Genomic DNA, 15,065 nt, shown 5'->3' on the forward strand with positions numbered 1-15,065 from the left:
AACCGTTACGGTTTCTCAGGAAGATACGGTGGAGAATACTTGTTTCAAATGAATATTAACGGTATTGCTTCTGAAACAGTCAGGCGGACCGTCCTTCTTTTTGATTCTGTACGGCCGGAACCAGGAGAGCAGGAAGTTGTGCTTGCAGCAGGCAGTTCTGGAATACTTCTGCATGAATCAATCGGACATGGCCTTGAAGCTGACTTTAACAGAAAAGGTATATCTGTGTTCAGCGATATGATAAACAAAAAAATAGCAGCACCGTTTGTTACAATTGCGGATGATGGAACAATCCCCCATTCAAGGGGTTCTGTTAATGTGGATGATGAAGGAATACCCGGGCAGAAAACAATTCTTGTTGACAAAGGGGTACTCAGAACGTTTATGCACGACCGCATCAGCGCCAAGCATTTTAAAACCGCTCCCACTGGAAACGGAAGAAGGGAATCCTTCCGTTATCCTCCTCTGCCGCGGATGAGAACAACTTACATGCTCCCAGGGCCTCATACAAAGGAAGAAATAATAAAAAGCATTAAAAAGGGTATTCTCGCAGAGTCTTTTACCAATGGCCAGGTTATGATTGGAGCCGGTGATTTTACATTTTATGTTAAATCAGGATATCTTATTGAGAACGGAAGGCTTACACGTCCTGTGAAAGATATAAATCTTATTGGAAACGGGCCTGATGTGCTTTCAAAAATAAACATGGTGGGCAATGATCTTGAAATAGACAGCTCTACCTGGACTTGCGGCAAAGACGGCCAGGATGTACCTGTTTCTCTCGGACATCCGACAATAAAGGTATCTTCCATTACTGTGGGTTCAGCAGTGTAAAAATAAGGCAGGTTTTAAAATATGGGTATAAATAAAGAAAAATGCTATCAAGCAGTAGAATTTGCAAAAAAGGCCGGAGCAACAGAATCTTCCGCATCTGTTAACAATCTTTTAAATACGGAAATAAGCGTCAGAAACGGAATTGCAGAATATATTGATCAATCTTTCCAGGAGTATCTTGATTTAAATATCTATATTAACGGGCGTTTTTCATCTCACTATACCAATATAACTGATGATAAAAATCTTAAAGATTTTGTAAATAATGCAGTTAATATGACCAGATTTCTCTCGCCTGACAAGGACAGATCTCTTCCTGACCCGTCGCTTTATCCGGATAACACAAACGCGGATATCGAAATCAATGATCCGGATTTTGATAAAATATCAACTGAGGACGCGATTCTTTTTGCAAAAGAGATTGACAGCGGTGCATTGACAGGAAATAAAAACATAATTTCCGCAACTTCAGACTGGAATCACGGAATATCAAAAAAATATATTGTACACAGTAACGGATTTGAAGCAGAGAGGATCTCTACCTATTTTTCCGCAGGCGCGGAAGTTACTGTAAGAGATAAAAATCAATCACGCCCTGAAGACTACTACTATGCTGCTGCAAGATTTAAATCGGGGCTTCCTGATCTTGCTTCCATTGGGGAAAATGCAGCGGAAAGGGCTCTTAAAAAATGCGGTCAAAAAAAAATTGAATCCGGATCATATACTGTTGTTATTGAAAACAGGGCTGCACGCAGGATTTTATCTCCGCTGATTTCTGCAATGAATGCCAAAGCTGTACATCTAAAAAGATCTTTTCTATGCAGAATGAAAGATAAAAAGATTGCATCTGAAAAACTCACATTAACAGACAGCCCTTTTATTAAACGCGGGCAGGGATCGCGTCTTTTTGACTCTGAAGGTATTGCAGCAAAAAAAAGAACTATTATCAGTAATGGAATTCTCAAATCATTTTACTCAAGTTGGCTATACAGCAAAAAGACAGGTCTGCCCCCCACTTCTTCATCTCCTTCGAATCTTATTTTCCACCCTGGTACAAGAGGCCTTGATTCAATTATTAAAAGCCTCAATAAGGGAATACTTATAACAAACTTCATAGGCGGCAATGCCAATAGTACTACCGGAGATTTCTCAATGGGGTTTCAGGGTTTCCTTATTGATTCAGGCAAAATACAGAGCCCTGTTAATGAAATGAATATCAGCGGGAATATGACATCATTATGGAATAATCTTGCTGAAGTCGGCAATGACCCCTTTGTTTATTCATCAACAATGACTCCATCTCTTGTATTTGTCAATGTTGATGTCAGTGGATTATAAACCCCCGACATTAAATTCATTCTCTTTTTCGAATGATTTAGTAACCATTAAATACATGTTTATTTAAACAGTTACTCCCTCACTTCTATATTCATTAAGTTTATTACGTAAAGTTCTGACACTTATTCCAAGCAGTTCTGCGGTTTTTGTACGATTGTTATCATTTTCCCTCAAGGTTGTAAGTATCAAATTCTTTTCAGATTCACGCAGTGTCATCATTGGCAGGTCTTCAATTCTTTTCTCAACAGCAGTTGACATCACACTGTCCAATATGGAGAAATGTTTAATATCCAGTATTTCCGTACCAGGTTCACACATTACTACAGTACGCTCAATACAATTTTCAATCTCACGTACATTACCCGGCCATTCTCTCTGCATAAGCATTTTATTGGCTTTTTCAGTTACACCCTTGATCGGGAGTTCATTCTCTTCTGCATATTTTTTTATAAAATGCTTAACAAGAAGAGGTATATCTTCCCGCCTTTCATTAATAGTCGGGAGATGAATCGGTACAACATTCAGTCTGTAGTAAAGATCTTCACGGAAATCACCTTTTTTCACTTCTTCCTCAAGATTTCTATTTGTTGTTGCAATAACCCTTACATCTACTTGAATGGGATGCCCGCTGCCGACTCTCTCGATTTCCCTCTCTTGAAGAACTCTCAAAAGTTTTGCCTGAAGTCCGGAGCTTATCTCGCTAATCTCATCCAGCAGGATAGTGCCGCCGTGAGCAAGCTCAAAACGCCCTTTTGTTGTTTTAATAGCTCCTGTGAAAGCACCCTTTTCATGGCCAAAGAGTTCACTCTCAACAAGCCCTTCGGGCAGAGCAGCACAATTAGTTGTAATAAATGGCCCGTTTTTTCTTTTACTGTTGTAATGAATTGCTCTTGCTACAAGTTCTTTTCCGGTACCGCTAGCTCCCTGGATCAGAACTGTAGCTCTGCTTCTTGCCACCATACGAATTGCATCAAAAACATTAAGCATTGGTTTGCTTTGGCCGATAATATTTTTAAATTGAAATTTTCTTCCCAATTCAGACTTTAAATATTCATTTTCCTCCACAAGATTCTGATAATTAAAATATTTATCAATAATGACCTCTAATTGGTCAAGATCAAAAGGTTTTGTAATGTAATCGAATGCACCTTGTTTCATAGCGTTTACTGCATTCTTAATTGAACCGTATGCAGTAACCATTATAACCCCTGTGGAACTGCCCTCCTTTTTAATTTTTTCAAGAACTTCCATTCCGCTTACGTCAGGAAGACGAAGGTCACTAATTAACAGACTGTACTCGTTTTCTTCAAGTTTAGCCATTGCCTCTTTTCCATTTACAGCAGTATCTACTTTGTAGCCCTTTTTAGAGAATGTTTCAAAAAGCAAATCACGTATCATCTCCTCATCATCAAGCACAAGAATGGATTTATCTTCCTGAATCATACAATCACCTTTCGTTTAAAAATATTTTGATTTTAAAATTATTCTTATCAATTTTATCAATTGTTATTTCACCTCCATGAATTGAAAGCATTTTAATCAATACTGCACAATTCAAACGTATTTCAACCGGTTCGCAATTTTTCATTACATCATATATTGTTCTGGTTTTACAAAAACAAATCTCTTTCTCATTTGTATGTACCAACATTGAAAGAACTGCCTGATTTTTAACAGGAGATACATCAATCTCTCTAATACTACTTTTTGAAAATTTAATTACTTTAAAAATTGAAAAAATAATTTTCTGCAGTACAAATCTGTCACCCTGTACTTGACACTTCTTGCCGGAAAACGCAGTTTTTATTCCGTTATTTAAATATCCATTTTCTGTCTGAAGCTCATTTGCCCAAATCTCCTTGACAAGTGCAGTAAGCTGAACGTTTTCTATCGACAATTCAGGTGTAATTGACAGATTCATTAAAGCAACCACAATCTCATTAACACCGAGGACTCCATTGTAAATTCTTTGTACTATTCTGCATTTAGGGTCATCACTGCTCAGGTCTCTTTCCAGAAGGCCTGTAAATCCGGCAATTCCTCCAAGCCCGTTTTTTATTTTATGCACAACATCTGTAATAAATTCCGGTTCCAGGAAAGAATTATTATCAATATCCGTTTTCTGAATATTACTTTTTTTACTTGTCATATACTTTTTCTGTAAAGGTTATTAATATGATGCTTTATATTATTTGCTCACCAATTAGAATGCTTACAAAAAATGTGCCTATATTTTCCATTAATCGGTATGTTCTTTTATATCATCTTTATTATCATACACTTAAACCAAAAAATGAAATTTTTTAGTCCGACTGTAAAATACAAAAATGGCCGATTTTAATTAAAATCAGCCATTAAATAGACTTAAATCTTTCAGATTGAAATTACTAAGCGTTTAAAACTGTACGAACTGCATTAAGCAGAGGCCTTACCTGAAAGGGCTTTTGCACAAATCCTGATACAAAATTCTTTGAGGACTCATCCTCAATAATTTCTTCGCCCATTTCCGAAGTAGTAATTATTTTGACTTTTTGATTCATCTTTTTCATAATATTAAGAACTTTTTTGACTTCCATTCCCGGCATCATCATATCCAGGATTATCAGATCTATTCTGTTAAGATATTTTTTATAAATAGCAAGGGCTTCGCTTCTGCTCTCGGCACTGATTACTTTATACCCGTATCTTGTAAGCATTTTTCTTGCAGTCTCACGGAAAACCTTCTCATCATCTACAAGTAATATTGTCTCTTTGCCGAGAATAGGTTCTTCACTCGCATTCAATAATTTTGATTTTTCCTTCGTCTTTACGGGGAAATGCATTTTAACAACAGTTCCCTTGAATTCCTGGCTGAATATTGACAGGAAACCGCCGTTTTTTTCAATTATCTCCTTTACTATGGGAATCCCCATACCATCATCCAATGAGTTTACTTTTTCTTTTCCTGAAGTTTTTAAAATTCTCTCTTTTACGGTTCCGCTCATTCCCTGTCCTGTATCAGTAATTTCAATCTGAATATACTTTCCAGGTTTTCCTCCATATTTCAACCATGGATTATCCTGGCCTAAAAACATATTTCGTGTTTTAAAAATAATTTTTCCGCCTTCAACCATAGCATCACGGGCATTTAAAGCAACCTGCAGAATTGCCTGCTGGATCTGGCTTGCATCTCCCTGAATCCTGTCAAGTTCATTTTCAAGCTGAGCTCTTATTGAAATGCTCTTATCCAACGTCCTGGACAAAATACCTGCAACTTCTTTTACAAGCTGATTTATATCCAGATCATTTACAATATATGAATTCCCCTGAGTATGCGCCATTAATCTTGATGTTAATTCTGTTGCTTTTTCCGCAGTAACAGTAATCTGCCTTATATCATCATAATATGGATTATCCGGTGATATCTCTTCACTTAATAGGGAACTGAAACCTAGTATACATGCAAGTAAATTGTTAAAATCATGTACTATTCCCCCTGCAAGCATACCTAGAGATTCCATTTTTCTTGCCTGGAGAAGAGTTCTCTGTACACGGTCATGCTCTTCCCTGTTCAGAAAATACCAAAGTTCTTTAACCGTACCGTTTGAAGATAATAATCCTGCTGTAACTTTTGCCTTTTTATTATCTCCGTTATCTGAAATAATAACAACATCATCAATTGAGATAAATTCTTCTTTAGTTACATTAGATGACAATTCTTTAATTTTATCGTGAAATTGTGTGTCAACAAATTCAATAAGGTTTCGCCCTATGATTGCTTCCTCTGAAGAATTAAAGAAGCCCTCAATCCACTTATTGGTCTTAATAATTTTTCCGTCCTCAACAAGGCATATTCCCATAAATGGGACATCAAAAATTGAAAGCTGGTGACTAATGCTGTTTATGTTCTCTAAAGGTTCAAATATTTTTTGATTTTTGTTCTCTGTAAATACTCCGGCAATAGATTCCAGAAAAAGCACATCCTCTGCCTGATAATCGTAACTGACAATGTCAGTTGTAATCAGCCATCCGTCATTTAATCCGCTGTTAATCACAGGTGTAATTGACAGAGTTTTGAAATTCCCGAGGAATTTATCTATTTTCTCATCAATTACATCCTCGCTTTCCGACAGAAAATTCTCCAGATCACTAATCCATACGCTCCCCTTTTCGGATCTTTCACATGCAACACACGTTTGGAATTCTTCAATAAATAAGTTGATCGATTCTCCGTTAACCTTTCGGAAAGTATCTGTTTCTATATTAAGAGGAAGTTCTGAATCCCACCGATCTGATATAATATAAGAGTTATCCTGCTTTTTAAGAAATAGGATTACACCTGAACATAAAAAACTTTCCAATGTACTTTCCAGCAATTTATTTAAAACCTCTGTCTTGTGATGATTTTTTCTGAATTCTCCAAGACGAACAGAAAGGTTTTTTTGTTTAATTAATTTATATTCATCAGTCACATCTTTGACAAAAAGCCTCAGCTCCTGTTTTCCATTATCAATTTCCGAAATTAAACCATTTATACTCGCAATCAAAGCTTTACCATTACGGCACTTCAATTTAGTCTGTAAACCTTTTATATATCCTCTGTTAAAACAAGTTATAAATGATTTCTGTATTTTTTCTCTGTCATTGTAACTAGCCAAATCAAGGAAATTTTTGCCGGCAAGTTCATGTTTTTCATAACCTAATTTTTCCTCTGATGTCACATTCAGCGAAAGAATATTGGATGACTTGTCTATGACAAAATATAGTATATCTGCTTTTGAGTACAATTCTTCATAGATTTTCTCAGACATATCTAAATAGCTATTATTATTTGATTTTATTTGAGTTGCGCCATTTGAATTCATAATCTGATACCAATTGATTTTTAGATAAAAAAACTTTTTACGATTTCAAATAATACTTTTTTATTATTAATTTTCTCATTCACAAGCATAGGAGGTGCAAATGCCGTTCCAAATGTTAAAAAAGGTGTGAACTTTTGGTGAGTTTATTTACTTCTTCAATTAATTCTTGCGGCCTGAAAGGTTTTTGAATAAATGTATTATATGAGAAATTTTTAAGTTCCGATCTATCTTCAGGCGCATACCCGCTGGCAAAAATAACTTTCACTCTGCTGTTTATCTTGCAAAGCTCTTTGTAGACTTCTTCTCCGCTCATGTCAGGCATTACCAAATCAAGAATAACAATGGAAATTTCTTTCCAGCTCTCACGATACAATTTCAATGCTTCGGTTCCGTTGGATGCACTAATCACTTTAAAACCTTCACGCTCCAATACTCTTTTACTTACATCTCTTATAACTTTTTCATCGTCAACAATAAATATCTTTCCTTCGGAACTCGCATGTACTTTTGTTAATTTTTCTTTTTTTACGTTTTCATTTTCAGCCTTCGGAAGATAGAATGAAAATTTTGTTCCCTTTCCAGGTGTAGATTCAACTTCAAGCGCGCCCCCATGGTTTTTTATAACTCCGTAAACAAGTGCAAGGCCCAGTCCTATCCCGGTACCTGAATTTTTAGTGCTGAAAAAGGGTTCAAACATTCTTGTCTTGGTCTGTTCGTTCATCCCTCTCCCAAAATCCTCAATTGAAACTTTGACATATTTGCCTTTTATTAATGTAAAACCATTAACTATACTTTTCTTGCTGAACTTAACTTGTTTTGTATGTATTTTGATTATACTTTCCTGGCCTGAGGCTTCAATACTATTCATACATACATTTACAATTACCTGTCTTATCTGCTGCAAATCGCCCATAACCAACTCTGTCTCATCGTCGCTCTGAAACTCAAATTTAATAAAGTTATCCGGAGAGTGAGAAAGTATACCGGTAATATTTTTTATCAATTGATTAATCCCAATGCACTTTACCTTGTACCTGCCTCCTCTTGCAAATGCCAGAAGATGATTTGTAAGCTCCGCAGCTTTTTTCGTTGTATCTGCAATTTCTTTTATATCATTATAAAATTCATGATCTTCTGATATTTCGCTCAGCATCAAAGAAGCATAACCTAAAATACCTCCTAACAGATTATTAAAATCGTGTGCTATGCCTCCGGCAAGAGTGCTTATTGACTTCATTTTCTGGTTTTCAAATAATTCGGCTTCAAGTTTTCTTTGATCTGTTATATCAATTATGTTACCGGTAATTACAGATTTACCGTTCAAAACAACGCTGTTTAGTCTTACTTCCCCTATTCTCTCTTCACCCCTTTTTGTAATAAACTTAACTTCAAACTGACGACCATTCAGATTTTTCTTAAGCATTTTGTTAAAATCTTTCTGCGCATCATGCTTAAGCATGTCGGAGTATCTTCTTCCGATCAATTCTCCGCGCATAAAACCCGTCATCTTCTCAAAAACCTGATTTAGATACTGGATTCTTCCATCCTGCAGTATGAAAACCCCAACGAGAGCATTCTCTACAAGCGTCTCATACTTTTCCTTTGCGTCCCTCAATCCTCTTTCAAGTATTCTTCTAAGTGAAATATCACGTATGAAACTCTGAATAACCCTTTCACCCTTGTACCAGATTTTTTTACATGTTATTTCAGCATCAATTTTTGCTCCGCTCTTATTAATAAAAATTGTCTGTGCAGGCCCAATTTCAATGCCATTTAATGCACGTTTTATAAACTTTGCATGCCTGTCTTTATCTTCAACAAACTCAGACCAATTCATATTTTTAAAATCAGATTTACTGTAGCCCAGGATATCACAAGCAGATTTATTTACTTCAAGTATATGCCCTGCACTGTTAAATACAATAATTCCGTCAGTTGCATTCTCAAATAATGAATGATATCGCGTTTCTTTCTCAAGTATGGATCTGGTTCCCTGTTTAATCCTTTCTTCTACATTCTTCGTCCATTCCCGAATTTGTGTATCTTTATTTTTTATTTCATTAAACAGCAGCACATTCTGGATAAGGACTGACAAAACAGGAAAAATGAATTTAAGGAAATCAGTAATTTTTTCTTCAAGGACTGTTGAATAATTGATAATTAATATTGAAAAATGCAAATCGGCATGTGAGTATATTGTTTCTAAAATAAGGGAATTACACTGGCTTTGTTTTAATTGAACGGATAGTATACTATTTTCTGCTATTTGCCTGTGAGTAAAAAGGCCTTTTTTATAAACATAACTCTTTATTATGTCTGTGATCAATTTTTCAGATATTAGGAGATCTTCTTTTGAAGGTGAAACTTCCCATATTTTGCCGTTTTTATCCTTCTTATTCCACATATAGAGGATTACTTGCTCAGACAGAGTTCTTCTTTGAATTTCGTGAAGAAAGTGGCCGATACGATCAAAAGGATTGCTTATATCATTTAATAAGCTATTTTCTGCAAACCAGTCATGGAATAATGAGCTCAATGAATAAGCAGCCCCCTGTTTTTTACTAACATTTTCAAGCATAATAACCCATCATAATATTTATTAACAATTTATTTTAAATATTTTGTATAATAAAATCAAGAATTATTATGTTAAATTATTGTAACAATTAAAAATAGAAAAGACCGTATTGCATTTAAAATACGGCCTTTAAATCAGTGAAGGCAAATCATATCATAATTATAGCTATAGAATCAAAGCAAACTGAATTATCCCTGCTCAGTCTCCTTTTCAATTTCATTGTTACTGTTTTTTAGACTTTTTAAAATAATTATCAGGCCTAAAAGCACAAACATCAACGGCCAGAATCTTGACAGATAATATTCCGCTATATCAAAATCATAGGGAAGCGTGAACATAAGAAAAAATAACCCAAGTAAAATCATGATACTTGATGATATAAACGGCCCTGGCTTCCTTCCATAAACAATATTCTGAATCAGTATACCTGCACCCGGAGAAATCAAAAAAATCGGCCAATATTCATCAATATAAAAGAATGGAATTACATTGAAATTTCTCAAAGAATAAAAGGCACCTAATAAAATTAACACCACGCCCCAGAATAACGCATTATCATTATGATTTCTGAATGTTTCGAATATAAGAGCCAGGGCAAATATGATAATTATTACAGGGAGTGCCTGTTCCCATGGGTTAAATCCTCTTCCTATTTTAGCAGACAGGAGTAATAAGCCTATTGTTATCAGTACCACGCCGGGGATAATAGATTGTTTCTTATTCATTTTCCCCTCCGATCGATTTTTGAATACTCTCATTACTTTCATCTGTATCGACATTATCAGGTAAAATTATTGCGAGAACAATATAGGTAATTATCCCGATGAAAAAACCTGTCAGAATGGCGAATATTACAAAACCAAGCCTGACTATTGTAGCATCAATAGAGAAATGCTCCGCTATTCCTCCACATACTCCGCTGATTTTTTTATCAATATTACTTTTAACAAAACGAGTTCCTGTACTGTGAGGGATTTTTTTGTCAGCAATTTTTTCGTTTTCATCTCCTTTAAAAACGTTTACTACATAAAAAATTCCGAGTAAAATAAGAACTATGGCAAACAGCACGCTCCATGGAACCGTATGTAAAGAAAAAACAGGGAAAAATGAGGGGAAAAAGCCATAATTAAAATCAATATTTCTGAACAGGAAAATCAAGCCCAAAACTATTAATATAATTCCCCAAAAGAAAGATGAATTATGATGTTTCTTTTCATCCTCTTTCAAATCTGCATGTTCAGGATTAGCCTGCATAATTATCATAGCAGCAATATACCCTATAACTCCTATTCCATCAAAAAATATAAGCAGCACCGAAATAATTCTTAACATTGTCACATCAATATTAAAATACTCGGCCATACCCCCGCATACTCCATCAATCATCTTGTCTTTGCGGGATTTATAAAGCTTTTTTCTGCCTTTTTTTTTATCATCCTTTACTGCCATAATCTGCCTCCTTATAAGTTGTCTTCTATTTGAGTAGACGATAATAAATCAAGATGGTTTCATTTTTTTTACATCTACGTACAATAAATCACATATTCTATTTATATTTTTGAACCATCGGAACAAATCTAACGGATATTAATCTTTTAATATCAATCTTGCCCGCTTTTTTCTTCACAATCCGAAGACTTTGGGATATATTGCCAACAGGCAGAATCATAATACCATTTTCCGCAAGTTGTTCAATCAGGACTTCAGGTATCTCATGAGGTGCGGCGGTTACGATTATTTTATTAAAAGGAGCTTTTTCAGGCCAGCCTTTGTATCCGTCTCCTGTTTTAATCCTGATGTTTTTATAACCAATCTCTGACAGCAAATGGGAAGACCGTTCTGCAAGTTGAGGAATAGTTTCCATACTGAATATAGAACCTGCAAGTTCGCATAAGACCGCTGATTGATATCCTGAGCCTGTACCTATCTCCAGAACTCTGTCTTCTCTCCTCAGTTCAATTGCTTCAGTCATAAACGCTACAATATACGGCTGAGATATTGTTTGATCAAAACCTATAGGAAGAGGATTATCGTTATATGCAGAATTAAAATATTTTTCCGTTACAAACAAATGCCGCGGGATTTTTTTCATAACATTTATAACCCGACTGCTTTTTATTCCTCTCCCGACAATCTGTTCTTCAACCATTTTAATCCGTTTTGCTTTGTATTTTTCTTCAGATATCATAATTGTTACAATCCTAATAGTCTTTTCAGGAAACAAAGATTTTGTAAAACCGATAAAATACTTCATCCCGAGCTCTTTGGCACTCCATCAACAGTCTCGGGCTAAAGCCTATTATAGTCTACCTTTAAGGAATCTATCTTCAGACGACTTTTACAGTTATTAAATTGTGTTCAAACTTGTTATAATTTGGAAAAACTGTAAAAACATTTTTTTAGCATACTCTATACCCATACGCCTGAGACTCTGATCAATACTTGAACCCAGATATTTTTTTGCTCCCCCCTTACCGTACGGCCCTTCCCACATTTTATATCCGGCTTTTGTTGAGATAATTATTTCATCCCTGTAAGATTTTAATTTTTTTTAAAAATCCTGCCAAAATTTGTTTCTGCTGCTCAGGGAGAAGGCCCGTAATTATCTGCAAAATCAAAATGAGTAACCCCTTAATCAAAAGCTGTCAGGATCATTCTGACTGCTTCTGAAAAATCATCTACATTCCCAAAATTATGCCATAAACCGAGAGAAACAGCCGGCAGCAAAATACCGCTTTTACCGCATCTGCAATAAAATCCATTATTGCTAATCTCGTTTATCAAACATCCACCTTTTCTAAAAATGGATAATTTTATAAACAGAATTAATTTCTTGCAAAATTCTTATAGTATTCAACTTAATAAAAAAAGGAACGATTTTGCAATCAGTCCCTTTTTATTTAGTACGCCCGAAGGGAATCGAACCCCCAGCCTTTGGAACCGGAATCCAACGCTCTATCCAATTGAGCTACGGGCGCCTGTTTCATGTTGTAATTTTAACTAAAATAAGCAACAAAGTCAAGAATTAATATAAATTCACTTGCAATGATAAAGGCATGTTTAAAGAATCTAATTTTCTGACTTTTTCTTAATAGTACGAGTTCTACAGTATTCATTTAAACTTTATTCTATATTGATTTCAACTTTATTCAAAATCCTGCCAGCCGCAGACCCTCACAAATTCTCCTTCAAACCACTCAGAATTACCATAGTGTGCCGGGGTTGTCATTTCCACATCTGTCCGTTCAAACTTCTCTATTTTTCGCGAACTCCATTTATCATGGTTCAGAGTATTAAAAAGGCGTTTAAATAAGAAATCCCCCTCTTCCTCAAGAGTCTTCCTTAATTTTTCCTGAATCGTACGTACAGACGTAGAGCAAACAAGGTTTTTTCTTGAGAGTTCAAAAAATCTCACTTTTCTGACAGAATCGTATCCAAGCAGCCCGCAAATCATAAAATCAAATAAATCTCCTACATCATACTCTCTGCCTATTAAATCTTCTGCAACATTGTACATAATGCTAATATGCTTGTCTGCATACTCCCTTCCTGAATACCTGTAAATAGTAAATTTCATCTTTACTCTCTCTTCAAGGTCTTCCCATTTGGCTTTAGGAAATGTTGTGCTGAATACCTTGTTATCTCCGAAATACATAGTAGTGTGAGTGTCTCTATAGTCTGATCCTCTACCGAAAAGACATCTCTGATAAAGCGCTATTCCCTTGTTGGGTATATAGGTAAGCGGATTATACCATACATTTTTACCTATTGTATTGATCACATCTCCCGGCCTGATTAGCTCTTTTATCTTTTCAAGCTTATCCATAACACCCTCCTTCCTGAAAGGTAATTATTTAATATATGCAGCTTTTTGCCTTAAGATGCCTGTTCTTGTTTTCATCTGTATAATATATATGCCGGTCGGCACTTCAAACCCACTGTCACCAATCCCATTCCATGTGATTCCGTGGTTTCCCTGGCAGTATATTCCTTTTGCCAATATATTTATTCTATTTCCACGTACATCAAAAATCGATATTTCAATGAATGCTTGTACCGGCAAATAGAAAGATACGGCAGTCTCTGAGTTAAAAGGATTCGGGAAATTCTGATATAAAATATATTGCTGAGGAATTCCCGCATTGTTTTGATCAACCGATGCATCTGCATAAACATTTATAAGCCCTTCTGTAGAGGTTGAATCTTCTCCGCCAGGCCCTATAACTCTCAATTTGACACTGTAGATACCTGCTTCAGTGTAAGTATGCACCGGATTTTGTTCTGTACTGACTCCGCTGTCACCGTATTTCCAATTCCATGATGTGACAGGGCCCTTTGATTTATCAATAAAATGTACTGTAAAAGGTTTTTCGCCATTAGTTGTATCACATGTAAAAGATGCCTGCGGGGCCGGATCAAAAACATTAATGTAGTTTCTCTTAATTAAACTGTCAATCCCGCTCGGCCCCATTACAATTAGTGCAATAGAATAAACGCCTGATTTGTTGTAGGTGTATACAGGATTTTGTTCGGAAGAATAACTTCCGTTGCCAAATCTCCACTGCCAATTTGTTATATCGCCGATTGAAAGGTCCTTAAAATGTACACAGAACGGCCATATACCCTGTACAGTATCAGCGCTAAAATCCGCATAAGGAAGGGAAGGAAGAACAGTAATGTAATTTTCTTTTGTTTTTGATTTCCCCTCTCCTGAACGCCATGCGGTTAATCTTACAGTGTAATAGCCGATACTTTCATAATTGTGAGAAGGAGAAGTATCTGAGCTCATCTTTCCATCTCCAAAATCCCATGTAACAGAATCTGCAACTCCTGTAGTCTTGTTTTGAAATATTACAGTAAATGGTATGATGCCAATTGTAGTGTCAGCTACAAAATCCGGTTTCGGTAGAGGATGTGTAACAACAATGATAGAATCTTTCTTTTCAGTATCACTCCCTCCAGGCCCGTCAATTTTTAAGGAAACCGAATAAACACCAATGGAACTGTATGTATGTACAGGACTTTTTTCACTGGAAAACGAATCATCTCCAAAACTCCAATTATAACCTGTAATAATCCCATCGCTCTTATCGGTAAATGTAACTGTAAAAGGTGCTGCCCCCTTATCAGGATAAAATGTAAAATCTGCAACAGGTGGTTTCTCTGCTACACTAATATATGCATCCCGTGTCTTTTTAGTTGAACCACCAGGCCCATTGACAGTTAAAGAGACTGAATACAACCCGCTTGATTGATATATGTGTGTCGGATTTTGTTCTTTGCTTGATGTGCCGTCTCCAAAAGCCCAATTATATGAAGTAACATCCCCTGTACTTTTATCAGCAAAAAACACTTCTAATGGTTTCAGGCCGCTGACAGGGTCGGCAGTAAAATCAGCAGCAGGTGGAGGTGTAATTACGGTTATGAAAGACTGCCTTTCAGCTGTACTGGAACCACTTTCACTTGACACA

General features: G+C 35.9%; 11 protein-coding genes, 1 tRNA gene and 2 pseudogenes. 2 read left to right on the forward strand and 12 right to left on the reverse strand.

The features are described 5' to 3' along the window. The coding region (locus J7K93_14280) for a TldD/PmbA family protein (GenBank protein ID MCD6118168.1) at window positions 1-834 on the forward strand (834 nt) is incomplete at its 5' end. A 21-nt stretch (window positions 835-855) separates the two neighbouring features. Further along, window positions 856-2,172 (forward strand): TldD/PmbA family protein, encoded by a 1,317-nt coding sequence (locus J7K93_14285; protein MCD6118169.1) that lies wholly within the window; start codon window positions 856-858, stop codon window positions 2,170-2,172. Between the two features lie 63 nt (window positions 2,173-2,235). Here J7K93_14285 and J7K93_14290 read toward each other — a convergent pair whose 3' ends face one another. From J7K93_14290 to J7K93_14345, 12 genes and pseudogenes are all read right to left on the reverse strand, one after another. Continuing rightward, entirely contained in the window at window positions 2,236-3,615 is a 1,380-nt protein-coding gene (locus J7K93_14290) for a sigma-54-dependent Fis family transcriptional regulator (protein ID MCD6118170.1), read from the reverse strand. A 4-nt stretch (window positions 3,616-3,619) separates the two neighbouring features. Next, complete coding sequence (locus J7K93_14295; protein MCD6118171.1) at window positions 3,620-4,321, reverse strand: HAMP domain-containing histidine kinase; 702 nt, start codon at window positions 4,319-4,321, stop codon at window positions 3,620-3,622. A 238-nt stretch (window positions 4,322-4,559) separates the two neighbouring features. Beyond that, window positions 4,560-6,962 (reverse strand): PAS domain S-box protein, encoded by a 2,403-nt coding sequence (locus J7K93_14300; protein ID MCD6118172.1) that lies wholly within the window; start codon window positions 6,960-6,962, stop codon window positions 4,560-4,562. A 169-nt stretch (window positions 6,963-7,131) separates the two neighbouring features. Further along, complete coding sequence (locus J7K93_14305) at window positions 7,132-9,594, reverse strand: PAS domain S-box protein (protein ID MCD6118173.1); 2,463 nt, start codon at window positions 9,592-9,594, stop codon at window positions 7,132-7,134. A 188-nt stretch (window positions 9,595-9,782) separates the two neighbouring features. Further along, the gene (locus tag J7K93_14310) at window positions 9,783-10,319 is read right to left on the reverse strand and encodes a hypothetical protein (GenBank protein ID MCD6118174.1); all 537 of its coding nucleotides are present in this window, start codon (window positions 10,317-10,319) and stop codon (window positions 9,783-9,785) included. Continuing rightward, window positions 10,312-10,848, reverse strand: coding sequence for a PspC domain-containing protein (locus tag J7K93_14315; protein MCD6118175.1), 537 nt, complete (start codon window positions 10,846-10,848; stop codon window positions 10,312-10,314). Before J7K93_14315 ends, J7K93_14310 begins: the two co-directional genes overlap by 8 nt. After that, a pseudogene (locus tag J7K93_14320) lies at window positions 10,834-11,043 on the reverse strand (PspC domain-containing protein). Before J7K93_14320 ends, J7K93_14315 begins: the two are co-directional and overlap by 15 nt. A gap of 97 nt (window positions 11,044-11,140) precedes the next feature. Then, complete coding sequence (locus J7K93_14325; GenBank protein MCD6118176.1) at window positions 11,141-11,848, reverse strand: protein-L-isoaspartate(D-aspartate) O-methyltransferase; 708 nt, start codon at window positions 11,846-11,848, stop codon at window positions 11,141-11,143. Window positions 11,849-11,998: 150 nt separating this feature from the next. Continuing rightward, window positions 11,999-12,378 (reverse strand): annotated as a pseudogene (locus tag J7K93_14330) (aldo/keto reductase). 120 nt (window positions 12,379-12,498) lie between these two features. Further along, window positions 12,499-12,572: transfer RNA gene (locus J7K93_14335), tRNA-Arg, on the reverse strand. A 167-nt stretch (window positions 12,573-12,739) separates the two neighbouring features. Then, window positions 12,740-13,420, reverse strand: coding sequence for a hypothetical protein (locus J7K93_14340; protein ID MCD6118177.1), 681 nt, complete (start codon window positions 13,418-13,420; stop codon window positions 12,740-12,742). Window positions 13,421-13,444: 24 nt separating this feature from the next. Then, the coding region (locus J7K93_14345) for a PKD domain-containing protein (protein MCD6118178.1) at window positions 13,445-15,065 on the reverse strand (1,621 nt) is incomplete at its 5' end.

Source organism: bacterium (assembly GCA_021158245.1).
In the GTDB taxonomy this organism is placed as follows: Bacteria; Zhuqueibacterota; QNDG01; order QNDG01; family QNDG01; genus QNDG01.